This window comes from Proteus vulgaris, assembly GCF_023100685.1.
Lineage (GTDB): Bacteria > Pseudomonadota > Gammaproteobacteria > Enterobacterales > Enterobacteriaceae > Proteus.
Genome location: NZ_CP090064.1, coordinates 1,822,756 through 1,843,856, shown reverse-complemented (window position 1 = coordinate 1,843,856; position 21,101 = coordinate 1,822,756). Strand labels below are relative to the sequence as shown.

The window sequence follows — 21,101 nt, the reverse complement described above, 5'->3', positions numbered from 1 at the left end:
GGGTGAAGCTAAGCAACTTTTGGTGGAAATAAATCATCAATAGTGACTTTCACACCTTTTTGATTAAAGAAAACAACGAGCTTTCTACAAACGTCTAGGTCAGCTTTACGTCTACCATTTTCGTAATGACTGACATTCCCCTTTGTACATCCAAGCTCTTTGGCTAAGTCGTTTTGGGTGATTCCCAATTTTTTTCTGTATCGACTTAAATTGTTCATTAGAACCTCCTTATTACAATTAGGTTAGTATACATAAAGTATCCGATAACTCAATATTTAAGTATACATTTTGTGTGTCCACATATATGTATACATAACGTATAATCTTGGTATGAAAATGAAATGGTATGAACTAGCCAAATCCTTAATGAAGGACAAAGGCATTACTTATGATGATTTAGCTGAGCGCTTTTCGGTATCGAAGGGTGCGGTTGGTCACTGGATGACAGGTAAGAGAGAGCCGTCTCTACATGACATTGCTGGCATATTGGCATTTGTTGGTGTGAATAATGCAGTTATTAACGCTGACGGCTCAATTAGCATCGAAAAAGAAGATATTAGCCACCAACCACCAACCTACCAGTACCCTCTCTTCACGAAGGTACAAGCTGGCGCTTTCTCAACAGAATTTAACTCATACACTCAGAAAGATGCTGTGTCGTGGATACCAACAGCTAAGAAAGCCAGTGAACGTTCTTTCTGGTTAGAGGTTGAAGGTCAATCAATGACAGCACCACCAGGAGGTAAGCCAAGTTTTCCTGAAGGAATGCTAATTCTGGTTGATCCTGAAGAAGAAGTAGAGTTCGGAGATTTCTGTGTCGCCCGTTTGCTAAATGATGAGTTCACATTCAAGCGATTGATTAGAGAAGGTGGAATTGAGTATCTAGAGCCATTAAACCCACGCTATGACCTGATCCCTATTAACGGTAACTGCACAATCATAGGCAAGGTAATCAAGTCACAATGGCCTGACGACACGTTTTAGGGTGTGGTGTTTTAATTCAATAAGGAAGGTAGATGAGCAATAATGATGAAGTGAATTTCAAAGTTGAGGTTTATCAAAAAGATGACCAACTTATTGATGTAAGGGTAGACACTGAAACTCAAGAAATATGGGTTACTGAAAAAGAGATCGCCAAGCTATTCAATGTCGCCAGAAACACGATAACAGAACACATAAATAATATATATTCTGATGGAGAGCTAGACCGAAATTCAACTAGTCGGCCTCTCCGACTAGTTCGAAATGAGGGGAATCGCAAGGTTTATAGAGAAATAAACCACTACAGTATAGATATGATTAACTTCATAGTGTTTCGTGTTAATGGTCGTAGAGCCGTCGAGTTTAGACAGTGGGCCTCTGAATTAATAAAATCATATCTCCGTGATGGCTTCGTACTAAACGAAAAAGCTTTACGTGACTCCCCCGAAAAAACTAATGAACTTGCCGCAAAAATTCGAGCTATTCGAGCTGATGAGCGTCATGTTTACGACAAGCTAAAAGACTGTTTTAAGGAAAGTGCGTCCGACTATGATGGGAACTCACCAGAGGTAAGGAGTTTCTATTCAAAAATGCAGGATAAGTTTCATTATGCTATCACGGGGATGGTGAGCGCTAAATTAATTCTCGATAGAGCAAACCATGAAGATGACAATATGGGGCTTAATTCATTTTCAGGAGTTTCACCAACGCTTAAAGAGGCCAAGGTTGGCAAAAATTACCTGAAAGAAAATGAGCTTTACAGAATGCATCTACTCTCTGAGCAGTTTCTGCTACATGCTGAGTCAACCGCGTTGCAAGGAAAGAAAATGACCATGCGATCACTCAATGAGCATGTTGATAAACTTTTAGTTTTCAATGAATACGCATTGTTGCCTGATAATCCAAATGGCTATTTTTTGCGTGAAGAAGCCAACGAGCACGCAGATAGGCAGCACAAGCTATTTAAAAAGAAAAGGATTATAGAAAAAGCTGGGTATATATATGACCCAGAGCTCATGGCATTGGGAGAATTTAACTTCCTATTTGAAGACCAGGATTAAACCCCACCCAGCCCTCCCCGCGAGGGCTTTTTTGTGCCCCTCCCCCTCCAAAGAAGTGATCTGCATTCCAATCTGAGATTTATTTGAAAATAAATTATCTGAAAATACAGATAGTTGACTTTTATTTATCTCAAATGTCTACATTTAGTATTTACATGCGTCTACTTATCGTATACATTTAATCACATCAACGGCAAGCAAGATACATAAGCAAGCCATGCTCTTTAAAAATATAGCAGTACGGACAATGACATCTTGTCCAACATTTCACTGAGTGAGTTTTGGGATTGGTGAATGCTAAGGCCGATTAGTAGCTGAATGCTAGCAGGCGTGGGCAACCAGTCTAGCGGCTGGGACTGTTCACAAGTAGGAGATCGGCACCTACCACCAATCACTAAAACTTATTCAGAGGAGGCAACATGACAACTTATATTCAACCGTTAAAAACGTCACCTAAGAAAGCTGGTGAACGTAAACAAGTAGAAGTTAAGCATGTAAACAGTGATTCATATAAATCTCGCCAATACGCTAGATATGCAACTTTCAGAGCTAACAAGCTGAAAGAAGAAGAGATTTCTAAAGCTAACTCAGTGAAAGAGAAGAAAGAGCGCCCTGTTCTCTCTATCAAACCAACAAAGCATTATCCAAGTGGAGATAACTGTTGCTTACCTAATTCTAGTATTTACTCAGCTAAATATAGAAAATCAGGAACGTTATTAGAGTCTGGTGAAGTGACGGCGAGGGATTAAATCGAATTTTCCCGGCGCTTGTTTGGATTTGCGTTGATGTCATAGTAAGATTTATTCACTGGCAATAGCTAAACTACTAGGCAGATAAATGAACAAAAAAGCTACAGCATCTATACTGAAACCGCTTTTGTTGGTTTCTGTTTTCTTCTTTGTCGGATATATCATTATTCCACCCAAAAACGAAGATGAACAGTACGCAAAAATGAGCGAGGAAAGATTTAGATTGCCGGATGGTAGCATGTCTAGTGTCCTTGCTCTCCAGCAAGAGTATTTCAATATAACAGGCAATAAATTAGCAAAGCCAGCAACCATGTCATGCCGATGGGATTCTAAATGCTATTTCGATATATGGCTGGCTAATTACAATAGTGAAATAGATAGAATTAAAGCCAAACAATTGGCAGACAAGGAACAACAAGAAGCACATGCGGAACTATGCTCGAATGACCCTGAGTGCATAGCTAGACTCGAAGGAATATCATTTGCAACACGGCAATTAAATCGAGGGTATAGCGTATTACAGATCAGGTATCTGCATGATCAGGATGGCGCTGATGCGTTATCCAGAATGGTGTGCAGGCAGATGGGCAAAGCTCAGAGGGATAAAATAAGTAAGGAATCTGTTAATGAGTGGGTTAATTCACTTGAAGGGGTTCCTCCTGATGCCAGACCATATGTCTCCGCCGTGGGAGAGGCATGCTGGTCATTAAGTCTATATGGCGTTCCTGACGGGACGGTTAGAATTGAACATTATTAATATTATTCAATAACATATTCTATTAAGAGATCAATTATACGGCCCCTTTCTTTTGTCTGTCAGGGCATAACTTGTTGTGAGTTGATTAATAGATAGGAGATAGAGATGTCAATAACACTGAAAGTATATAAAGACTCGCCTGAGTATAAAGATTACATGACCGCAAGATTTCCAAAAACTGGAAACTATACCGTTGGAACTCCTGCAACATTCGAATTCAAAGGTCACCGCTGGAAATACCAAGTAACCAGCTTCGATGATAACGGCGACTATGATTTACTGTGGCGTCCAGATGCTAAAGAGCCTGAGCTGATGTTAGCTGATATCTCTTTTAGAGATTACGTTGCAACTGAGGCTATGAATGGGATCTTATCTAACCACTGCATGATTGACAATGTAACCGAACAATCTGTGGTATGGGTTGCTAAAGAATCCTACCTTATGGCAGATGCAATGTTAAAGGCTAGGGGGTGATATGGGAAAAATGACATTCGTAGTTGAGTATGATGACAACGAAGAGCCAATAGTATATGCAGGCATGAAAATATTAGGAGGGCACTTAGTGGCATTTGCGTTCAATGATTATCGTGATGATTTACTAACTCAGGATGAGGCTCATGCCGTAAATAATTCTATTGAACCTACCGTGTTACAAGAATACTGCGAAGAGTTCGAAGTTAATTATGACGAAGTTGTCGCCAAGTTAGAATCGCCACTCTAGCAATCGCAAAAGCCCTCGGTCAGCAGTAACCCATTAATTAATCATTCATATCGCTATTAATAGTGAGGAATACGCACATAAGGAATTAATTATGGAATTCACAGAATCAGAAAGTAATCCAATTGCAAATAACAACAAACCAGTTCAAGCCGTAACTATCGGTAAGATGACTATTTCACAGTTTGGAGATGGCCAGCTTTGGATAGAAGAGCCCAACGGTGAACATGGTGGTTCATTTAAAGAATCTGATATCGCCAAGTTGCTCGAAGAATATCACGCCAAAAACTTCTAAACGCACATAAGGAAAATTGGAAATGGCAAATGAATTAGTCGTAATTGAAAAATCGACGGCGCTTGAAGTATTTAAATCATCAGACAGCGTCGAAGATATCATCCGTAAAGTAGAGCAAGAAGTTAACTCTTTTATTCACGATGTTAGCACTGCTAAAGGTCGCAAGGAAATTGCTTCGCTGGCTTATAAAGTCGCTCAATCAAAAACTTACCTTGATGGGCTCGGTAAAGACTTGGTGGCAGAGTTAAAAGAAATACCAAAGCTAATCGATGCTAATCGCCGAACTGTACGAGAGCGTTTTGATGCATTGCGCGATAAAGTTCGACAGCCATTAACCGAGTGGGAGGCTGAGCAAGATAGAATAAAAGCAGAACAGCAAATGTTAGCGTGGCACGAAGAGGCGCTAGAAATGAATGCAGTATTCGATAAGGCACTTGCTGAGCGTATCGAGTCAGACCATGAAATAGCCCTGCTCATGAATGAGAAATTCGATCGTGATTTAGAAGAAGATAAAGCCGAAGCAGAACGCCAACGTATTGCTCACGAAGAAGAGCTGAAGAAACAAGCAGTAGAGCAAGCGAGGTTAGAAGCCGAACAAAAAGCACAGCAAGAAATCGAAGCAGCATCACAGCGCGAACGTGAAGCCAAAGAAGCACAAGAACGCGCAGAGCGTGAAAAGCAGGAAGCTATTCAACGTGCAGAGCAAGCGGTAAAAGAAGCCAAGGAAAAGGCAGAACGTGATGCTAAAGAGGCTCAGGAACGAGCTGAGCGTGAGAAGCAATTAGCTATCGAGGCTGAGCGTAAGAAAGCACAGGAAGCAGAACAAGCGCGATTAGCAGAAGAAGAACGCAAGCGTCAGGAAGAAGCTAAACGTCAGGCTGATAAGGAGCATCAGAAAACAGTTAACAATAAAGCCATGCAAGATTTAATTGATGCTGGCATTCAAGAAGAGTGCGCCAAGAATTGCATTATCGCTATCGCTAAAAACTTAGTATCAAACGTAAAAATTCACTACTAACCCACCGCACCAACACCAGAACCTAAATAACAATCGCTATCTAAATAGTGAGAATTTCGCATGAACATAGACACTATATTCAGCGCCCTACTTCTATTCGCAGTCATTTCATTAAGTCTAATTATCGCAAGGTAAATTATGAAAATTAACCAAGATATTTTCCGTCTGGCGCAAGCTCAGGCGCAGGTAGCTATTCGCCAGAAATGTGAGGATATCTGGTGGTTAGCAATGGAATTACTCAAAGAAAGCTATCAGGAGGGTTTATGCAAATAGCCTTCAGATACTCTTACGGAATGAGAGTTAATAGCGACGGGAAAGTCGTGATTGATTTTGATGATGTTAGTCAGGTTCAGATTGAAACAGGAAGTTTCGCTGAGCTGGCTAAATTAACGGAAATCGACTCAGTTGAGGCAATGGAATATGTGCTCGATTGTGACGACGAATCGCTTGAGCGGATTATCAATGCGATTGGCAAGGAAGCCTTTATTAACAGGATATTACGAGTTTCTAAGTTAAGGAGGGTTGCGTGACTCAGGTTCTAGATATGTGTTGTGGCAGTCGCATGTTCTGGTTTGACAAGGAAGATAATCGAGCAATTTACAGCGACATCCGCGCAGAGAAGCATATTTTATGTGATGGCAGGAAGCTAAATATCACTCCAAACATTATCGCTGATTTTAAAAACCTCCCCTTTCCTGACGGTTCATTTTATCAAGTTATATTCGACCCACCTCATTTAATCAGGGTTGGCCACAACGGATGGATGTTTAAAAAGTATGGGAGATTAAATAAAGAGTCATGGAAAGACGATTTATCAAAAGGATTTAGTGAAGCATTTAGAGTGCTCAAGCCAAACGGAACATTGGCATTCAAGTGGAATGAAACGCAAATACCTACCAAGCAAGTTTTAGCGCTAACCGACCAAAAACCAACAATAGTACAGCGTGTCGGTAAGAACGATAAAACGCATTGGGTGCTGTTTATTAAGGAGGAGTTATGAGCAACTCAAAGCAATGGTTAGAAGAATTACGCAGGAAGCGTAAAGAATCGCAGGAACGCGAACACGATGAGTTTATATATCAAACGGAAGTGTTAGGGCGACAAGGATTGTCGACACCTTTAAAGGATTTTGCAGGAGATTTTCAATGAACGTTTCTAACTCTTACCCTACTGATAAATACCCTCGATTAACATCATCACTAGCAAAAAACAGAGAGGAAGCTCTGGCTCAAGCTATTGCAATGATTGAGGGCCATTTGCCGAATACGAGCGTGAAGGAGAGAGAGAAGCGACTAGCAATGGAACTGTTACACATGAATTTAGATGCATCGAAAAATCACCCTCCTCTACCAGCGCATATTCAAGCAATACGTGATACAGAAAGGAGTTCTGCACCGAGTAATAAATTTGAAATCGATTACTACGGAACTGATCGCCGACCTGGTCAGTATTTGGGAGATTAATATGAAATTCGTCAAGGCAATGCGAAAAAAAGCAAAGTTAAGGCTCGCTTTAACAGGACCTAGTGGGTCAGGGAAAACTTACGGGGCACTGGAAATAGCCAAAGGACTTGGCGGAAAAACGGCGTTGATTGATACAGAAAAAGGAAGTGCTTCTCTTTACTCTGACCGTTTTAATTTTGACGTATTGGAGTTAGATCCACCTTTTACACCAGAGCGATTTATTGAAGCTATCGGAGCTGCGCAGGAAGCTGGCTACGACAATCTCATAATCGACAGCCTTACTCATGAATGGAGTGGTACAGGTGGCTGTTTAGAGATGCTTGATTCACTAGCTAAAGCTAAATTTGGAGGAAATACATGGTCTGCATGGAGCGTGATCACTCCTCGCCACAATAAGTTTCTTGATGCGATTCTTCGGTCTGAGGTGAATATTATCGCGACTATGCGGAGCAAAACGGAAACGGCTCAGGTTGACAAAGGTAACGGCAAAAAACGCGTTGATAAATTAGGGATGAAATCAGAGCAGCGTGACGGTGTTGAATATGAATTCACCACGGTTCTCGACCTTAATCATGAAACCCACACAGCAGTAGCCAGCAAAGACCGGACAGGATTGTTCAGTAATGCTGACTTTACTGTAATTGATGAAACCACAGGCATTAGGCTAATGGAATGGCTTAACGACGGGCGTACTAAAGCAGAGATAGATCTAGCTCACTTTACGAGCATCGCAATGGAAGTGCAAAGCATGAATGAGTTGAAAGTCGCATTTAGTGAAGCATACAAAGCACTTAGGGATACATCTGAACAAACGGAAGCTCAGAAAGTATATGAGCTAAGAAAAGAAGAACTAACTAAACAAGAGGCGGTGTAAATGGCAAGTCGTGGAGTATGCAAGGTGATCCTTATTGGTCACCTGGGGCAAGACCCTGAAATTCGATATATGCCGTCAGGTGGCGCAGTAGCAAATCTCACACTAGCCACATCGGAATCGTGGCGTGATAAACAAACCGGTGAGATGAAAGAAAAAACCGAGTGGCATCGTGTATGCATCTTCGGCAAATTAGCAGAAATTGCAGGTGAATATCTAAGAAAAGGAAGTCAGGTATACATAGAAGGTTCTCTGCAAACCAGAAAATGGCAAGACCAAAGCGGGCAAGACCGATACACAACAGAAGTAGTGGTCAATATTGGTGGAACAATGCAGATGCTAGGCGGTAACAGTGGTAATCAGGCAGGAAGCCAGAAGCCACAGCAGAATCAAGGATGGGGACAGCCACAGCAACCGCAAGCACCAAAACAAGCACCGAGTAATCAAGCACCACAGAATCAGCCACCGATTGATTTTGAAGATGATATTCCTTTTGCGCCGATTGGGCTCATGTATCCACGTCACGCTATTAATGTGATTTAGGAGGCTTTATGTCAATTACTCCAGAATTTGTAGAATATGATGAAAATGGTTATTGGACTCATTCAAAACTGCCATATTCCGAAGATAGTAATGAAATTATGCAGTGGGTAACGGATAACCAATTAGAGCAACGCTGTATTTATATGAGTGAAGATGTCGGAGAGAATACACCTGTTTTCCAGAACTATTTTACTCACGGTAACCCTAATGTATCAGCTTGGATGCCAACAGAACCTCCTGGTGAAGGTTGGTTTGTTGGAGCCATATACGAAAGTGAAGATGGACCCATCTGTCTTTGGTTACGCTCTTCAAGATATCAATTAAAAGAACAGTTTTTTAAAGCCCATCGAGAAGCTGAAAAAACAGCTTATGAATATTTCTGTGCTTGCGATATCGGCGAAGAGAGAATTCAAGCACACGAAATCTACCAACGTATCAGAACAGCTACGCGCATAGGTGGATGATATGAATACGCTCGTGATGATTTTAACTAATGAAGATGGCGAAGAAGAAGAACCACTGTGGCACGCAATAGACCCATTTAATGATGATTTCAAGGTTTTATGTTCTGGTCAATTTTTTGGTGAACATGCTAGTGAATGCACATACAAAACAAAGGATATTATCAGAGGTGGCATTAGCTGTCCTAAATGCTTAGAGATAATTAAGTTCTATAAGAGCATTAAACTCTAACTTAAATTGAGTAGAACAAACAGGATCAAACAGGAGGTAGATATGAAAAAGCAAACAGTAGATTTACTAAATTCTAATAACGAAACTATTTTGATGATGCGAGGCAGTCAAACCAAAGAGCAAGTTATCGACGCTGCAATTAAAGAAAACATTATTTGTGAAAGCGATAAATTGGAATGGGTTAATTGCGATCGCGTTGATGTTTGTTATTACAAAGCAGTTCCTCGTGATGGTTATTCAGCATATTACTATCCATCAAATAAAGATGTTAAAGGTGCATTTTTAGCGACAGCTTTAATTATCTTTTGATTTAACTCGCAGGGATGCAATGAAGAGGAATGAATAATGGATAGTTTTACACACCATAATCAAATTATGAAATTTACATTGCCAGAACCAGATCCTAGGAATGTTTGCAACTTTTGCGGTGGAAGCGGTAGTAAGGACAATTTAATCCAAGGTAAAGCAGCAAATATTTGCTTCGACTGCTCAGATTTAGCGAAGGAAATTGCAGATGAAAAGCGTAAGGAAATTAAAGAAAAGGAAATTAATCAAATTTCTAACACCCTATCCACTACTCGTGACGGTAATTTTGATGTAGATATGGCTCAAGCTCTAGTTTACGCAAATCGTTTATACAAAGCTGGGTATAGAAAGGTGGAGTGATGGATAAATCAAGGAGACAGTTTGAAGAAGAATTTAGAAAGTATTCTACATTAGATAAAGATGACATATTTAAAATAGATTCAGAATCTGACGATTATTATTACCTAGCAACTCGGCAAGCATGGCATTGGTGGCAAGCATCACGCGAGAGTTTGGAGGTTGAATTGCCACAACGTAAAGGCATTTGTCATAACGAATACGATAGTGGTTATTTTGATGGAATTGATAAATGTGAAGACATATTAATCAGCAACGGAGTGAAAATAAAAAATGAATGATGAGATATTGGAGTTAGCGATTGATTTAAAAAATAAAGCTAAGGTATTAAGCATTGGGCATGAACGATCATATGTTAATTTAGATACGCTAATAAAAATTTGCGAATATATCGAACACATTAACAATCTACAACCAGTCGCTTGGATGTACCCTGTATTTCATGATGAGAAAATGCAATTCACTACTGATGCTGTTACATCTGAAAATATAGATATTCATTTTCAATCTCATGGCTCACCATTTAAAGTAACCCCGCTATATAAATTAGATTAAACAACCATGCAAATAATCGGATATGTATTACTCATGCTAATACAGGGTTCTGCACATTCATAGGAAATCAAAATGATATATTTAAGTCTGTTCAACGGAATATCCGCTGGGCGATTGGCGCTGTCTCGAGCTGGAATTAAATTTGATAAATATTACATCGCTGAAATAGATAAATTCGCTAACAAAGTATCTGAGTTTCATTATCCAGATAACATTCAATTAGGTGATGTTAATAATTGGCGTGAGTGGGATATTGACTGGTCAAGTGTAGGATTAGTTACTGCGGGATTTCCATGCCAGAGTTGGTCACTTGCGGGAAAGCAACTAGGTGATAAGGATGAGCGTGGTAAATTATTTTGGACGACGTTAGAAATAATGAGTCATGTATTAGAAAATAATCCAGATGCTAAATTCATGCTCGAAAATGTAAAAATGAAAAAGGAATTTGAGGAATATATAACATTACATACGGAGCGTGCATTAGGTTATGTAAATAAAACGCTTATTAATAGCTCGTTATTATCAGCACAAAATAGACAGCGTTACTACTGGACTAATTTTGAAGTTAGCCAGCCAGAAGATAAAGGTATTTTGCTGAAAGATATTATTGATGATGAAAGTATTACTGATAGAGAAAAATCATATTGCATCATGAGCAATTACGCATGTGGTGCAAGTGAAGATGAATACTTTAATAAACGTCGCCGGCAAATAGTATTTAGACCATGCGAGCCAAGAGAGAGTATCAGGCAATCCAGAGACGGGTTAATTCATGTTGCTAACGCCTCTGATGTCAAAGGCAATGAGCAGATAAAGCGTATTTATTCTGATGCTGGAAAAGCCCCGACACTGTCAACATGTCAAGGCGGGCACAGAGAGCCGAAAGTAGCAATCTATCAGCGTCCTCGAGGGAAAAACAATGGAGGTATTCACACTGAAAAATCTCCAACACTCACATCTAATTCGTGGGAACATAATAACACTCTGCAATATCGAAAATTAACTCCTACAGAATGCGCCAGACTACAAACATTTCCCGATGGTTGGTGTGAAAATATAGTCTCAAATTCACAGTCATATAAATGCTACGGCAATGCTTGGACTGTTGATGTTATTGCTCACATATTTAAATGTGCATATAGAGAAAATAAACATGAAGTTATTCGTCCTGTTGTTAATTATGAACAATCATGCAGTGCCAATATCTGAGGATTTATACACGCAATCGGAATGCAATAAACGTGCTGAATATTTAATGTCAGTGAGGGGTTTAAATATTATTTGTGGTGAGGTGATTCGTGAAAATAACAATTGAATGTAAAGATAATGAGTATTTATTTGCTCTTGAAGCAGCAAAAACAATTATTAGTAATAAGCCAGATGTTAATGCGTTAGCTGTGGCTACTGGTGACGGAAAAACGGCATATGGTAAGAAATCACATGCGGGTAATTACAAAATAACTGTTAAGGATTAATCAATGAATAAATACACCGAACTCTCTGACTTCGAGATTAACAGACGAATAGCAGAAATGGACATTAAGAATAGGTATGTTTATTTCGAAAAAGAACAAACTATTTTTAGAAAGTTTAATAATGGGCAAACTCAAAAGTTTAATCCGTGTAATTATCCATCCGACGCAATGCCGATTATTATTGAGAGTGAAATATCCATGATTAAAATCTCAGGTGGCTGGATGTGCTGCCATGGTTCAGTTAGTCAGGTTGAGCATGAAAACTTATACCGTGGCGCTATGGAGTTATTCTTAATGATGAAGGATGCGGAGAATAATAAATGAAACAAGTTCAGGCCATGACGACACTGGTGTTAATTGATGGCGTTACATATCAAATAGCCCTACCTAAGCAGCATGTCTCTCTTCAGGCAAAGCAGGCGTTAATGTTTGCTCAAGAGTTCGGAGGTGGAATTATCCCATGTACGTTTACTCACATAAAACCAATGGAAGCTGATGGACTGCCGTTTTATATAGGTGACAGTGGAGCGGAGAATGAAAAAGTATGACTTGATATTGTGCGATCCTCCTTGGTCTTACAATAACAAAGTTTCAAATGGCGCAGCAGATAATCATTACAACACCACCGACTTATATTCCCTTTCTAGATTATCAATAGAAAAACATACCTCTAAAAATGCCGTGCTGTTTATGTGGTACACAGGAAATTTTGCACTCGAAGCAATCAAATTAGCCGAAGCATGGGATTTTAAAGTTAAAAACATGTTCGGTTTCGTGTGGGTTAAATTAAATAAAAACGCAGGAGATAGAATAAATAAAAACCCGCCAGAAGATTTCTTTGATTTCATGGAAATATTAAATAACGAGACAAAGATTAATTGCGGTAATTATACCCGTCAAAATGTCGAAATGTGCTTAATTGCCACGAGAGGAAATGGATTGCCTCGTCAATCTGCAAGTGTTCGGCAGGTTATTTATTCATGTCTAGGTGAGCACAGCGAAAAACCAAAAGAAGTCCATCATCGCTTAGAGGAATTATATGGAGATGTTCCTCGACTCGAATTGTTCGCTCGTGAGAAATACGGTGATTGGGATGTATATGGCGACCAAATGGAAGAAAGTATTCAATTAATATAGGTGAATTATGGAAATCAGAATTCATGGTGATATTAGTGATATAGAAAGAATGGCAATAAATGCAGCTTTAAATATCCACGATAAAAGCAAGAAAGGATTTCGAATAAATCACAGAGTTAAGATTAAAAATACAATTTATAACGTAGAAATAGAAAATTGCCCTAACTCTCTCAGAATAATAATGAGAAATAAAAGGCAAAGCCTATGAATGCACAGGCAATGGAAAACGCAAGACGGCAAATAGCAAAGGAATGCTTAATCGAACTCAGAAGCCACGGAATACCCAACGACAAACTAACAACTCAGATCCTCGATAAATACACGCCAAAGTTTAAGCCTCTAAATCACATGAACTATCAGGACAAGATGGTCCTATCGTATTACCTACGGAAATTACAAAAGGAAGAGAAAGATGGATGACAACATTCCAAAATTTTTAATTTGTAGAAGTAAAATTCAAGGGATGCTAGGTGGAATATCTCGCACAACATTCTGGAGAAAAAGACAAGAATGGATCGCTCAGGGAACGCCATTTCCAGAACCCGATAGTAATTACGCCCCTATTAACGGAGGCGCATTATATAAATACAATGAAGTTATTGAGTTTTTTAAAAGCAAAGGCTATTCAGTACAGGATAATATGTGAGTCGCCAAACTATTTACTGCATCTATTTGCTCTTTTATATATTCGTGTTGGTCATAAACAGAAAGGACTCCACCAAGTTTATGGCCTAACACTTTCTCAGAGACATGAGGAGGAACGCCAAGCTCACTCATTTTTGTCTTTGCGGTTCTGCGAAGATCATGCATACTCCAATCATTAACCTTCATTGCATCACCAACCTGAATAGCCATGTTTAATAATACACTAGCGGCCATTGGCCTGTCCTCCTTCAGGTTTGCAGGGGGAAAGACTTGTTTAAAGCTTGGGTATAATGAAAACGCTTCATTTAATAAAGAAACAGCCTCATCAGACAATCCTCTACTAAATCCATCCCTTGTCTTAGAGTTCTGATCGGGAACTGTCCATGTATTGTTTTTTAAATCAAATTCTGATTTTTTAGCAAGTCTAAGTTCGGCACCTCTACATCCTGTTAATAAAACCAACTTAATAAATATTTTGCTTTGCTTAGTCATATTGGTGTTATCGACAGCCCGCCAAAACATACCAATCTCTTTATCACTAAAGTATCGCCTTCCTGTCTTTGGTTTCATCCCCACATCATCAGCTCTTAGTTCAGAAAGTGGATTAACGGTCATTTTTCCAGAGCGAATACAGTATGAAAATATCTGCTTCATTTTTGAAAGAATTTCGGTTGCCATTGTTGGTGATCCGTTGTCTCTCATTTTCTTAAAAACAGGCTGCCAATGAGCTATAACCATATCTTCAGCAATCATTTTACCAACACTAGTGGATACGTGACGATGTAACGCCCTCTTCCAGAAATCATGTTTTACTAATTTCTGTGCATGAGGGCTTTTTAACCATTCATTTATACACTCGTTTACTGATAGCTTTTTACCCTCATCAGCTATTTCCATTTCTTTGGCAATAATTGGATCTTTGCCTTCCAATAATATATTCCTAGCTTCTTGAGCTAAATTCCTAGCATCTTTAAGAGATATGGTTCCATATTCACCAAGAGTCATACGTCGAGGTCGTCCATTAAAGCGGTACCGGAATTGGAATATAATCATACCCTTCGGCGTTACTCGAATAGATAATCCCTGAGCATCAGCTATCTCAATACGCTTTTCTATTGGAACGTTATGAAGCTTTCTTAGTTTCGCATCTGTGAGCATGTGTACATCCCTTTAACTGTGTACACGGGTATGTACACAAATTTCATGGCACGAACTTAAACTGAATGAAACAGAGTGAAACATACGAGAAAGGGAAACTCAATATCTATATAGTGCTAGGTTGTATTTTTGAAACAGATTGGAATTGGTTGGAATAGCTTTGATGGCTTATACGCAAGATCACTTGTAAGCTTTTTATTTCATCTATATTCAGTACGTTACGACAATTTCTCACTTTACCTCGCGAGGTTTGCACACAGTTATGTACACATATTTATTTTATAAATATCCATAGCATCACTGAGCCTTATCATAACTCAGGAGGGATATTATCACAGACAGTAAAGATTTATACATTTATCTGCCTATATTTCCTCAAGAAAATACGAAATAGAAACCACAAGAAAATCTCACTCATCACATTGTGTTAATTGACTCAATATTCTTTTCTCTATCTCTTTTTTATCATCTCTATTTTTTATTGTATGGTTATATTCAAGATGTCGGAGTAAATAGCTAAAACAGGTTTTTTCCTTGCCATGATCATCCGCCAAGTAATTATATCCATTGCATTTATAATTACTTGTATTTACTAGATTATTATCCAATAGTGCTATAATTAAGTTCTTACTTCCATTACTAAAAATAAAGGTATTTATATCAAAAGGCATAATCCCTTCATCACAACCAGATGCGGACAATGCAGATGTATCCATAAGAATTTGAGTAAAGAGTTCAGGATTTTTCTTTCCTTCATCAACAATATATTTAATGTCATCTTCAATGATTGCAAAACCTAATTTAATAAAAGGATCATTTTTATCGAGATGTTTTTTAAGGTATTGAGCATATTTTAATCGGTGATTTCTGAGTGCGTATATAAACTCTTTTCGATCAAAAATAATATAGTTTTTAAATTCAGGACGCTGTTGAAGAATATAATCAATTTTTTTCGTATAATCATCAAAGGTGCCTGTATACATTAATCCTTCTTGAAAAGTTTGTATTATGGTATCGCCTAGTTCCTTTTTCTCTTCTTCTGGAAGAGTGCTATAAAATTTTTTATCGATAAATAAATCGACAACATTTTCATTCCATTCTGCTATTGAAAACTCTCTATCAAACAGCGGATAGTTAGTCGGTCTATAATATAAATAAATAGATTCTGTCTTCTTATTTTGTTTTACACACTCAGTTAAAAACCAGAGTGATTTTTTATCAAATGTTTTTATCAAATCTGTGTTATAAAAAAATTCCACTTCAATGCTATAAGGATCAGGACAACTTCCTTTCCAAACTTTATCTAATGCTTCTAAATCACCTCTTTGTAACAGCTGAATAACTCTCTCTTTTTTATCTCCCATCATTTTTTGTGGAAAATAATATGAGTTATAAGCTAAGAATGACAATGTGAAGGCTATCCAATAGCCCACTATTTTAGGGTTTCTTTTTCTGACGATATGAAGATAAATAAATGGGAGACAGAAAAATAATAGACCTAGAAAAATAAATTGAGGATCATTGCTCTTAATAAGAGCAAGCTCTCCCTTTGAAACTAAAGTGGTATTAAAATAGAAAAATATATTAATTAATATTAAAATCAAAGAGAACAAGATGGATTTTTTTAGTGGAGACTGGATATATTTAAATGCTGATATCACAACAAAAAAATAATAAACGGGCGCTAAATACAAAATGGCCATTGCAATAAAAACGACAGTCATTATGAAAACAGCAATCTCACCACTCATAAGCATCCTTATTTTGTATTATGTAAATACACTTATTTAATATATTTACTATTCTCCTATCATTTGCATAATCATATTATAGTGTGAGTTTTTCGTTATTCTGTGTTCCTCTTCTTATTTTCTATTATAAATAATACTTATTATTTAAATCATAAACACAGATGCATAAATCATCAAAAAACACTTATCTCTTTGCAATTTATAACTCGTTTCATTACCATCAGTACCCATCAAGCGGAAACCGTGGCTTTAAAAATAACATTCTCTGGGGCGGGCCAGAACTTTCATCGTTAATATAAAGGTATATAACGTGTTTTATCTAAAGCCTCGTCCTCGTAAATTAGTCTATGCCATTACTTTTGAAACTCTCGCGATTTTATTAAGCACTGTTTTACTGGCAATATTGAGCCAGAGCCAATCACATAATTCACTTCCTGTTGCAATCGCTGTTTCTGTTATTGCTCTAATTTGGAATTATATTTTTAATTCTTTCTTTGAATTAATTGAGTCGAAATTAAGGATCAAAAAACGCACAGTCATGGTACGACTTACCCATGCAATAAGTTTTGAATTAGGTTTATTTTTCTTTACTATTCCGCTTTATATGTGGTGGTATAACGTTGGTTTTATAAAAGCTATAAGCATGGAAATCACCATTTTGATGTTCTTTTTTATCTATACCTATTTGTTTACGCTAATTTTCGATAAATTATGCCCTCGAATTTACTCAGCGAAAAATAAAGCAGCGCAATAATTAGGCTTTCCTATATTCTGTAGGACTTTTATTAAAGTATTGGCGAAATACTTGGCTAAATGCAGAATGAGAATCATACCCTACCGCTAAAGCAATATTCTCAATATTTGTGGATGTATATTTCAATAACTCAGCGGCTTTATTAAGTCGCTGTTTAGTCACATATTGCATAACAGACATACCTAGCTCGGATTTCATTTTTCGTTGTAGCGTGCTTGCTGAAGTATTAAATGCTAATGCAATATCGTGTGTTGTGAGTGGCGTATGTAACTTATTTGCTAACCACGCATCAAGATTATCACGCCAATCTTTTTGTATTTCCATTTGAGCAAGTAAAAGCCGTGTTATGGTTGAATATTGCTCGGGAGGTTGGGGATATTGATGCAACCATTCTAATAACCCTATAGCGGCAGGTGACAAAGCAAATTGCCCCCCCTTTTCACTTAATTGCCATTGTGAGGTTACGGGCAATTCTAAGATAAGATTTTTATTATCTTTATTGCCAGAAAAAGCGTGATTAATAGTCGGAGGGATAATTAAGCAATTTTGATTAGAAATAAGAAAATCTTCTCGATTAAAGTTAACCTCCATCGAGCCAGACAATCCAAAAATAATCTGCCATAAATTATCATGCTGATGAGATACCGTCTCTTGTGTATAACATCGTAAATGTAATTGAGGTAATAACAAAAGACACTCCTCCTATTCAATGCGCTGGTTGATAAACACTATATCAAAACTCAGCAGAACATCACTATCGAAGAGTATCTTGTTAGGAAATTATTATGTTAAACAAACTTAAGCCAAACGCGAGCCATTTGGTAAAGGCAAATTAAATTCAGCTAATACAATCGCACCTGTTTCATCTGGTGCTCCGGTAATTAGTACTTCGGATTTAATGCCAGCTATACGCTTAACAGGGAAATTACAAACACATAAAATACGGCGCCCAACAAGTTCTTCAGGTGTGTAATTTACCGTAATTTGGGCACTAGACCGTTTGATACCTAATTCACCTAAATCTACCTCCATAACATAAGCAGGTTTATTGGCTTTTTTATTTATTTCTGCACTAATAATCATTCCTACACGCATTTCTACACGAAGAAAATCATCCCATTCAATTACATTTGTCATTTTTTACCAATCTATTTTATTTACAGTGATATCTTAATTACTGAGTTATAGATTAGCATGCATCATGCAACCTCACCTGTAGCAAGACAATCATTCTCTGTTGAGAGAGAGTCATCCTATTCTCTTTTTTCGCTATTTTAATTATTAATAATTTTCCGTATTTTTAACCATTATTTAAATAATCGTACCATTTCATAAATTTGTTATGTATAAAAAGTATTCTTAAATGACGATCCTTTTCACCACTAACGTAGGGAAAATATGAAATGAAAAAAATAACAGATTGGGTAACTCTTGAAGGAAAACTCGTACGCTTAGTGCCACTTAGTATGGATCACTATTCAGACTTATATGAGTTAATTAAAAAAGATAAACCCAATGAGCTTTGGTTTACAACTGTTCCTTCAGTGACAGAATTGAAACGTGATATTGAACATAAGCTTCAATTGCAGCAAAAAGGATTAATGTTGCCCTTCACCATTTATTCTCAAGCCAATAATCATGTTGTAGGCATAACAACCTTTATGAATATTGATAACCAAACACCAAGGTTAGAAATAGGCTCAACGTGGTATGCAAAAGAAGTACAAAGAACAGGAATTAACACTGAAGCTAAATACCTATTACTTAAATATGCGCTAGAAGAGTTACAGTGTATTGCTGTTGAATTTCGTACTCACATATTAAACCAAACAAGTCGTAGAGCGATTGAGCGCCTAGGTGCAAAGCTCGATGGCATTTTACGTAACCATAGACTAACAACAGGCGGTCAAAAAAGGGATACATGTGTTTATAGTATTACTGATTATGACTGGCTCTCAGTAAAAATGCATTTAGAGTGGTTAATGAAGAAATACCAATAAACAGTAAGATTATTATGCTTAAAAATAACTTTTTTGCTGTTTAATTTGTTATCATAAATACTCCTTAATTACCTGTTATTATAGGAGCTTTTATATTCCATGCACTCTGCTTACCAGTTTTTTCAGGCTATTGGCCTTGGTCTTATTTTACTTTTACCTTTAACTAATCCATTAACGACTGTTGCTCTCTGGCTTGGTCTTTCAGGAAATATGACCAAAGAACAGCGTAATCAACAATCTTTAATGGCATGTGTCTATATTTTCCTCATTATGACCATCGCGTTTTATGCAGGTCGCGTCATAATGACAACCTTTGGTATTTCGATACCCGGTCTTCGTATTGCTGGTGGGATGATAGTAGCTTTTATTGGCTTTAGTATGCTGTTTCCTAATACACCTAATGTTGATGATCCTATTGCTGACGATAATAATCCTCACCACAATCCCAAAGAACCCAATATTGCCTTTGTTCCTTTAGCAATGCCAAGTACCGCAGGACCAGGAACCATTGCAATGATAATCAGTACCGCTGCATCAATACCTTCGCGTACTGATATTGCTCAATGGGTATTATATGTTGCCCCTGTAACGACCTTCTTTTTAATTAGCGTGATTGTTTGGCTGTCACTTCGTGGCTCCACCCGCATTATGAAATATTTAGGTCACAGTGGTATTGATGCTATTTCTCGTGTAATGGGATTTTTATTAATCTGTATGGGTGTTCAATTTATGATTAACGGCGTTCTTGAAATTATTGCAGATTTGCCTGCTTTATTAAAACAGGCCCAAGCCGTAGCTAATTTGCCAGATTAATTATCCCCTGCATGGTAAGCAGCTCTTACTTTAGCTAAATAACGTGGTGCTTGAGTTGCCGGATGGTTTTTTTCAACGTAACGATAAAAATCGTCCGCACTCATTGAATTAATTTTAGCTATCGCATTATCTCTATCTTTATCAAATGTTCTTAATAAAGCGCCTGCGCCATTAACATAAGCAAGAATGGTGGCGTAATAAAGTGTTTCAGGATCAGCAATACCAACAAGGTGGCGCTCTCTTAATAATTGAATATAAGCAGTACCTAAATCAATATTAATAGCGGGATCTTTCAATTGAGCTGTTGTTGGTTGCCCCGCTTTTCCTCTATTTTGATAAACATCTCTTCCTGCTGTCGATGCTTTAATTTGCATTAATCCAACTGCATTTGATTTACTAATCACCTCTGGTCTAAAGTTAGATTCAACTTGGATGATCGCTTTAATTAATGTCTCATCAACATTATAACGGCTAGAGGCTTGCTGTATGTGGTTATCAAAAGGGGTTGCTTTCCATTGTGCCGTAGATATTGAAGCATTATTAATACGACTATTTATCGGTTTTTGGCTTAAAAATCGAGATGTATCTTTTTGAATTGGTTGACGAGCATGATCAGCACAACCAGCAAGAAGCAAAATTGCCAAAGAAAAGATGATTTTTACTTTCACGTTTTATCCTTTTGCATAAAGGGTTGTACAACGACATATTTATATATCAATAAGTTGGAAATATATTATTCTATTTTCACACAAAAATGCATGTTAAAATATGGCAAAGTGTGAGAAATAAATCAATCAATTACTATTCCTAGCGTGTGCGTTTTATCTCAAATTATCCTATTTCCTGTTTTCCTCCCAAAATCTCTCAATCAGAATTGAAGCAGCCATAATAGGTTTATATTGGGTTATTGCATATTCTAAAATAAATCATATGAATTAATTACTTTAAGAGAGGTTTTTATGAGAGCTATAAAAACTGTAGAAGTATAACAAGTGTTGGTT

At 37.6% G+C, this 21,101-nt stretch carries 37 protein-coding genes; 31 read left to right on the top strand and 6 right to left on the bottom strand.

Annotated features, from left to right (window positions below; translation table 11 throughout):
* Window positions 1–8: 8 nt before the first annotated feature.
* Window positions 9–218, bottom strand: coding sequence for a helix-turn-helix transcriptional regulator (locus LW139_RS09035; protein WP_049257589.1), 210 nt, complete (start codon window positions 216–218; stop codon window positions 9–11).
* A 118-nt stretch (window positions 219–336) separates the two neighbouring features.
* Between LW139_RS09035 and LW139_RS09030 the strand changes: the two genes are divergently transcribed.
* The 28 genes from LW139_RS09030 (at window position 337) to LW139_RS08900 (ending at window position 13,625) form a co-directional block, all read left to right on the top strand.
* The gene (locus tag LW139_RS09030) at window positions 337–984 is read left to right on the top strand and encodes a LexA family protein (protein ID WP_247851092.1); all 648 of its coding nucleotides are present in this window, start codon (window positions 337–339) and stop codon (window positions 982–984) included.
* 32 nt (window positions 985–1,016) lie between these two features.
* Entirely contained in the window at window positions 1,017–2,042 is a 1,026-nt protein-coding gene (gene rhuM, locus LW139_RS09025; protein WP_247851091.1) for a RhuM family protein, read from the top strand.
* Between the two features lie 419 nt (window positions 2,043–2,461).
* Entirely contained in the window at window positions 2,462–2,791 is a 330-nt protein-coding gene (locus tag LW139_RS09020) for a hypothetical protein (protein ID WP_247851090.1), read from the top strand.
* Between the two features lie 88 nt (window positions 2,792–2,879).
* A complete protein-coding gene (locus tag LW139_RS09015) occupies window positions 2,880–3,548 on the top strand; it encodes a hypothetical protein (RefSeq protein ID WP_247851089.1) in 669 nt (222 codons plus the stop codon).
* Window positions 3,549–3,653: 105 nt separating this feature from the next.
* On the top strand, window positions 3,654–4,022 hold the full coding sequence (locus LW139_RS09010) for a hypothetical protein (protein WP_247851088.1): 369 nt from the start codon (window positions 3,654–3,656) through the stop codon (window positions 4,020–4,022).
* Between the two features lies 1 nt (window position 4,023).
* Window positions 4,024–4,269: a hypothetical protein gene (locus LW139_RS09005; protein WP_247851087.1), complete on the top strand. Its 246-nt coding sequence runs from the start codon at window positions 4,024–4,026 to the stop codon at window positions 4,267–4,269.
* A 91-nt stretch (window positions 4,270–4,360) separates the two neighbouring features.
* Window positions 4,361–4,561 (top strand): hypothetical protein, encoded by a 201-nt coding sequence (locus LW139_RS09000; protein ID WP_227335673.1) that lies wholly within the window; start codon window positions 4,361–4,363, stop codon window positions 4,559–4,561.
* A 22-nt stretch (window positions 4,562–4,583) separates the two neighbouring features.
* The gene (locus tag LW139_RS08995) at window positions 4,584–5,579 is read left to right on the top strand and encodes a cell envelope biogenesis protein TolA (RefSeq protein WP_247851086.1); all 996 of its coding nucleotides are present in this window, start codon (window positions 4,584–4,586) and stop codon (window positions 5,577–5,579) included.
* Window positions 5,580–5,717: 138 nt separating this feature from the next.
* Window positions 5,718–5,852, top strand: coding sequence for a hypothetical protein (locus LW139_RS20580; RefSeq protein ID WP_255310961.1), 135 nt, complete (start codon window positions 5,718–5,720; stop codon window positions 5,850–5,852).
* The gene (locus tag LW139_RS08990) at window positions 5,843–6,109 is read left to right on the top strand and encodes a hypothetical protein (RefSeq protein WP_247851085.1); all 267 of its coding nucleotides are present in this window, start codon (window positions 5,843–5,845) and stop codon (window positions 6,107–6,109) included. Before LW139_RS20580 ends, LW139_RS08990 begins: the two co-directional genes overlap by 10 nt.
* Before the next feature lie 32 nt (window positions 6,110–6,141).
* Window positions 6,142–6,579, top strand: coding sequence for an SAM-dependent methyltransferase (locus LW139_RS08985; RefSeq protein ID WP_109409586.1), 438 nt, complete (start codon window positions 6,142–6,144; stop codon window positions 6,577–6,579).
* Window positions 6,576–6,728: a hypothetical protein gene (locus LW139_RS08980; RefSeq protein ID WP_247851084.1), complete on the top strand. Its 153-nt coding sequence runs from the start codon at window positions 6,576–6,578 to the stop codon at window positions 6,726–6,728. Before LW139_RS08985 ends, LW139_RS08980 begins: the two co-directional genes overlap by 4 nt.
* Window positions 6,725–7,042 carry a hypothetical protein gene (locus LW139_RS08975; protein ID WP_247851083.1) on the top strand — a complete coding sequence of 106 codons (318 nt, stop codon included), beginning with the start codon at window positions 6,725–6,727 and terminating at the stop codon, window positions 7,040–7,042. Before LW139_RS08980 ends, LW139_RS08975 begins: the two co-directional genes overlap by 4 nt.
* Window position 7,043: 1 nt before the next feature.
* Window positions 7,044–7,916 (top strand): ATP-binding protein, encoded by an 873-nt coding sequence (locus LW139_RS08970; RefSeq protein WP_247851082.1) that lies wholly within the window; start codon window positions 7,044–7,046, stop codon window positions 7,914–7,916.
* Complete coding sequence (locus LW139_RS08965) at window positions 7,917–8,456, top strand: single-stranded DNA-binding protein (RefSeq protein ID WP_247851081.1); 540 nt, start codon at window positions 7,917–7,919, stop codon at window positions 8,454–8,456.
* An 8-nt stretch (window positions 8,457–8,464) separates the two neighbouring features.
* A complete protein-coding gene (locus LW139_RS08960) occupies window positions 8,465–8,920 on the top strand; it encodes a hypothetical protein (RefSeq protein WP_247850838.1) in 456 nt (151 codons plus the stop codon).
* Window position 8,921: 1 nt separating this feature from the next.
* Window positions 8,922–9,149, top strand: coding sequence for a hypothetical protein (locus LW139_RS08955; RefSeq protein ID WP_247850837.1), 228 nt, complete (start codon window positions 8,922–8,924; stop codon window positions 9,147–9,149).
* 42 nt (window positions 9,150–9,191) lie between these two features.
* Entirely contained in the window at window positions 9,192–9,458 is a 267-nt protein-coding gene (locus tag LW139_RS08950; protein ID WP_247850836.1) for a hypothetical protein, read from the top strand.
* 36 nt (window positions 9,459–9,494) lie between these two features.
* Window positions 9,495–9,815 (top strand): ClpX C4-type zinc finger protein, encoded by a 321-nt coding sequence (locus tag LW139_RS08945; protein WP_247850834.1) that lies wholly within the window; start codon window positions 9,495–9,497, stop codon window positions 9,813–9,815.
* Complete coding sequence (locus LW139_RS08940; RefSeq protein ID WP_247850832.1) at window positions 9,815–10,093, top strand: hypothetical protein; 279 nt, start codon at window positions 9,815–9,817, stop codon at window positions 10,091–10,093. The genes LW139_RS08945 and LW139_RS08940 overlap by 1 nt, the downstream gene beginning before the upstream one ends.
* Window positions 10,086–10,367: a hypothetical protein gene (locus LW139_RS08935; RefSeq protein ID WP_247850831.1), complete on the top strand. Its 282-nt coding sequence runs from the start codon at window positions 10,086–10,088 to the stop codon at window positions 10,365–10,367. The genes LW139_RS08940 and LW139_RS08935 overlap by 8 nt, the downstream gene beginning before the upstream one ends.
* Before the next feature lie 72 nt (window positions 10,368–10,439).
* A complete protein-coding gene (dcm, locus tag LW139_RS08930) occupies window positions 10,440–11,576 on the top strand; it encodes a DNA (cytosine-5-)-methyltransferase (protein WP_247850829.1) in 1,137 nt (378 codons plus the stop codon).
* Window positions 11,577–11,665: 89 nt separating this feature from the next.
* Window positions 11,666–11,842: a hypothetical protein gene (locus LW139_RS08925; protein WP_004916560.1), complete on the top strand. Its 177-nt coding sequence runs from the start codon at window positions 11,666–11,668 to the stop codon at window positions 11,840–11,842.
* Window positions 11,843–11,845: 3 nt separating this feature from the next.
* The gene (locus LW139_RS08920; RefSeq protein WP_247851080.1) at window positions 11,846–12,166 is read left to right on the top strand and encodes a phage protein NinX family protein; all 321 of its coding nucleotides are present in this window, start codon (window positions 11,846–11,848) and stop codon (window positions 12,164–12,166) included.
* A complete protein-coding gene (locus LW139_RS08915; RefSeq protein ID WP_247851079.1) occupies window positions 12,163–12,390 on the top strand; it encodes a hypothetical protein in 228 nt (75 codons plus the stop codon). Before LW139_RS08920 ends, LW139_RS08915 begins: the two co-directional genes overlap by 4 nt.
* Entirely contained in the window at window positions 12,377–12,979 is a 603-nt protein-coding gene (locus LW139_RS08910; protein ID WP_247851078.1) for an MT-A70 family methyltransferase, read from the top strand. The genes LW139_RS08915 and LW139_RS08910 overlap by 14 nt, the downstream gene beginning before the upstream one ends.
* Window positions 12,980–12,986: 7 nt before the next feature.
* Entirely contained in the window at window positions 12,987–13,187 is a 201-nt protein-coding gene (locus LW139_RS08905; protein ID WP_247851077.1) for a hypothetical protein, read from the top strand.
* Between the two features lie 204 nt (window positions 13,188–13,391).
* A complete protein-coding gene (locus LW139_RS08900; RefSeq protein WP_109372516.1) occupies window positions 13,392–13,625 on the top strand; it encodes a hypothetical protein in 234 nt (77 codons plus the stop codon).
* On the opposite strand, the gene LW139_RS08895 is transcribed toward LW139_RS08900, so the two are convergent.
* On the bottom strand, window positions 13,601–14,782 hold the full coding sequence (locus LW139_RS08895; RefSeq protein ID WP_247851076.1) for a tyrosine-type recombinase/integrase: 1,182 nt from the start codon (window positions 14,780–14,782) through the stop codon (window positions 13,601–13,603). The two genes, LW139_RS08900 and LW139_RS08895, sit on opposite strands and share 25 nt — an antisense overlap.
* 410 nt (window positions 14,783–15,192) lie before the next feature.
* The gene (locus LW139_RS08890) at window positions 15,193–16,533 is read right to left on the bottom strand and encodes a hypothetical protein (RefSeq protein WP_247851075.1); all 1,341 of its coding nucleotides are present in this window, start codon (window positions 16,531–16,533) and stop codon (window positions 15,193–15,195) included.
* Window positions 16,534–16,843: 310 nt separating this feature from the next.
* Between LW139_RS08890 and LW139_RS08885 the strand changes: the two genes are divergently transcribed.
* Complete coding sequence (locus tag LW139_RS08885; RefSeq protein WP_227336789.1) at window positions 16,844–17,287, top strand: PACE efflux transporter; 444 nt, start codon at window positions 16,844–16,846, stop codon at window positions 17,285–17,287.
* Here LW139_RS08885 and LW139_RS08880 read toward each other — a convergent pair whose 3' ends face one another.
* Together LW139_RS08880 and LW139_RS08875 are read right to left on the bottom strand one after the other, a co-directional pair.
* On the bottom strand, window positions 17,288–17,977 hold the full coding sequence (locus LW139_RS08880) for an AraC family transcriptional regulator (protein ID WP_166541384.1): 690 nt from the start codon (window positions 17,975–17,977) through the stop codon (window positions 17,288–17,290). It lies immediately after the preceding gene.
* A 108-nt stretch (window positions 17,978–18,085) separates the two neighbouring features.
* Window positions 18,086–18,424, bottom strand: a complete 339-nt coding sequence (locus LW139_RS08875; RefSeq protein WP_247851074.1) for a tRNA-binding protein — start codon at window positions 18,422–18,424, stop codon at window positions 18,086–18,088.
* Window positions 18,425–18,690: 266 nt separating this feature from the next.
* Here LW139_RS08875 and LW139_RS08870 point away from each other — a divergent pair, with 266 nt between their 5' ends.
* Both LW139_RS08870 and LW139_RS08865 read left to right on the top strand, forming a co-directional pair.
* Window positions 18,691–19,287, top strand: a complete 597-nt coding sequence (locus tag LW139_RS08870; RefSeq protein WP_166541386.1) for a GNAT family N-acetyltransferase — start codon at window positions 18,691–18,693, stop codon at window positions 19,285–19,287.
* Between the two features lie 99 nt (window positions 19,288–19,386).
* A complete protein-coding gene (locus LW139_RS08865; RefSeq protein WP_166541387.1) occupies window positions 19,387–20,100 on the top strand; it encodes a MarC family NAAT transporter in 714 nt (237 codons plus the stop codon).
* On the opposite strand, the gene LW139_RS08860 is transcribed toward LW139_RS08865, so the two are convergent.
* Window positions 20,097–20,768 (bottom strand): transglycosylase SLT domain-containing protein, encoded by a 672-nt coding sequence (locus LW139_RS08860; protein ID WP_166541388.1) that lies wholly within the window; start codon window positions 20,766–20,768, stop codon window positions 20,097–20,099. The genes LW139_RS08865 and LW139_RS08860 overlap by 4 nt on opposite strands.
* Window positions 20,769–21,101: the final 333 nt, after the last annotated feature.

Bases quoted from the DNA above. Each gene is read 5' to 3' on its own strand.
- LW139_RS09035 (WP_049257589.1), bottom strand. From the start codon at position 218: ATGAACAATTTAAGTCGATACAGAAAAAAATTGGGAATCACCCAAAAC.
- LW139_RS09030 (WP_247851092.1), top strand. From the start codon at position 337: ATGAAATGGTATGAACTAGCCAAATCCTTAATGAAGGACAAAGGCATT.
- rhuM (WP_247851091.1), top strand. From the start codon at position 1,017: ATGAGCAATAATGATGAAGTGAATTTCAAAGTTGAGGTTTATCAAAAA.
- LW139_RS09020 (WP_247851090.1), top strand. From the start codon at position 2,462: ATGACAACTTATATTCAACCGTTAAAAACGTCACCTAAGAAAGCTGGT.
- LW139_RS09015 (WP_247851089.1), top strand. From the start codon at position 2,880: ATGAACAAAAAAGCTACAGCATCTATACTGAAACCGCTTTTGTTGGTT.
- LW139_RS09010 (WP_247851088.1), top strand. From the start codon at position 3,654: ATGTCAATAACACTGAAAGTATATAAAGACTCGCCTGAGTATAAAGAT.
- LW139_RS09005 (WP_247851087.1), top strand. From the start codon at position 4,024: ATGGGAAAAATGACATTCGTAGTTGAGTATGATGACAACGAAGAGCCA.
- LW139_RS09000 (WP_227335673.1), top strand. From the start codon at position 4,361: ATGGAATTCACAGAATCAGAAAGTAATCCAATTGCAAATAACAACAAA.
- LW139_RS08995 (WP_247851086.1), top strand. From the start codon at position 4,584: ATGGCAAATGAATTAGTCGTAATTGAAAAATCGACGGCGCTTGAAGTA.
- LW139_RS20580 (WP_255310961.1), top strand. From the start codon at position 5,718: ATGAAAATTAACCAAGATATTTTCCGTCTGGCGCAAGCTCAGGCGCAG.
- LW139_RS08990 (WP_247851085.1), top strand. From the start codon at position 5,843: ATGCAAATAGCCTTCAGATACTCTTACGGAATGAGAGTTAATAGCGAC.
- LW139_RS08985 (WP_109409586.1), top strand. From the start codon at position 6,142: ATGTTCTGGTTTGACAAGGAAGATAATCGAGCAATTTACAGCGACATC.
- LW139_RS08980 (WP_247851084.1), top strand. From the start codon at position 6,576: ATGAGCAACTCAAAGCAATGGTTAGAAGAATTACGCAGGAAGCGTAAA.
- LW139_RS08975 (WP_247851083.1), top strand. From the start codon at position 6,725: ATGAACGTTTCTAACTCTTACCCTACTGATAAATACCCTCGATTAACA.
- LW139_RS08970 (WP_247851082.1), top strand. From the start codon at position 7,044: ATGAAATTCGTCAAGGCAATGCGAAAAAAAGCAAAGTTAAGGCTCGCT.
- LW139_RS08965 (WP_247851081.1), top strand. From the start codon at position 7,917: ATGGCAAGTCGTGGAGTATGCAAGGTGATCCTTATTGGTCACCTGGGG.
- LW139_RS08960 (WP_247850838.1), top strand. From the start codon at position 8,465: ATGTCAATTACTCCAGAATTTGTAGAATATGATGAAAATGGTTATTGG.
- LW139_RS08955 (WP_247850837.1), top strand. From the start codon at position 8,922: ATGAATACGCTCGTGATGATTTTAACTAATGAAGATGGCGAAGAAGAA.
- LW139_RS08950 (WP_247850836.1), top strand. From the start codon at position 9,192: ATGAAAAAGCAAACAGTAGATTTACTAAATTCTAATAACGAAACTATT.
- LW139_RS08945 (WP_247850834.1), top strand. From the start codon at position 9,495: ATGGATAGTTTTACACACCATAATCAAATTATGAAATTTACATTGCCA.
- LW139_RS08940 (WP_247850832.1), top strand. From the start codon at position 9,815: ATGGATAAATCAAGGAGACAGTTTGAAGAAGAATTTAGAAAGTATTCT.
- LW139_RS08935 (WP_247850831.1), top strand. From the start codon at position 10,086: ATGAATGATGAGATATTGGAGTTAGCGATTGATTTAAAAAATAAAGCT.
- dcm (WP_247850829.1), top strand. From the start codon at position 10,440: ATGATATATTTAAGTCTGTTCAACGGAATATCCGCTGGGCGATTGGCG.
- LW139_RS08920 (WP_247851080.1), top strand. From the start codon at position 11,846: ATGAATAAATACACCGAACTCTCTGACTTCGAGATTAACAGACGAATA.
- LW139_RS08915 (WP_247851079.1), top strand. From the start codon at position 12,163: ATGAAACAAGTTCAGGCCATGACGACACTGGTGTTAATTGATGGCGTT.
- LW139_RS08910 (WP_247851078.1), top strand. From the start codon at position 12,377: ATGAAAAAGTATGACTTGATATTGTGCGATCCTCCTTGGTCTTACAAT.
- LW139_RS08905 (WP_247851077.1), top strand. From the start codon at position 12,987: ATGGAAATCAGAATTCATGGTGATATTAGTGATATAGAAAGAATGGCA.
- LW139_RS08900 (WP_109372516.1), top strand. From the start codon at position 13,392: ATGGATGACAACATTCCAAAATTTTTAATTTGTAGAAGTAAAATTCAA.
- LW139_RS08895 (WP_247851076.1), bottom strand. From the start codon at position 14,782: ATGCTCACAGATGCGAAACTAAGAAAGCTTCATAACGTTCCAATAGAA.
- LW139_RS08890 (WP_247851075.1), bottom strand. From the start codon at position 16,533: ATGAGTGGTGAGATTGCTGTTTTCATAATGACTGTCGTTTTTATTGCA.
- LW139_RS08875 (WP_247851074.1), bottom strand. From the start codon at position 18,424: ATGACAAATGTAATTGAATGGGATGATTTTCTTCGTGTAGAAATGCGT.
- LW139_RS08870 (WP_166541386.1), top strand. From the start codon at position 18,691: ATGAAAAAAATAACAGATTGGGTAACTCTTGAAGGAAAACTCGTACGC.
- LW139_RS08865 (WP_166541387.1), top strand. From the start codon at position 19,387: ATGCACTCTGCTTACCAGTTTTTTCAGGCTATTGGCCTTGGTCTTATT.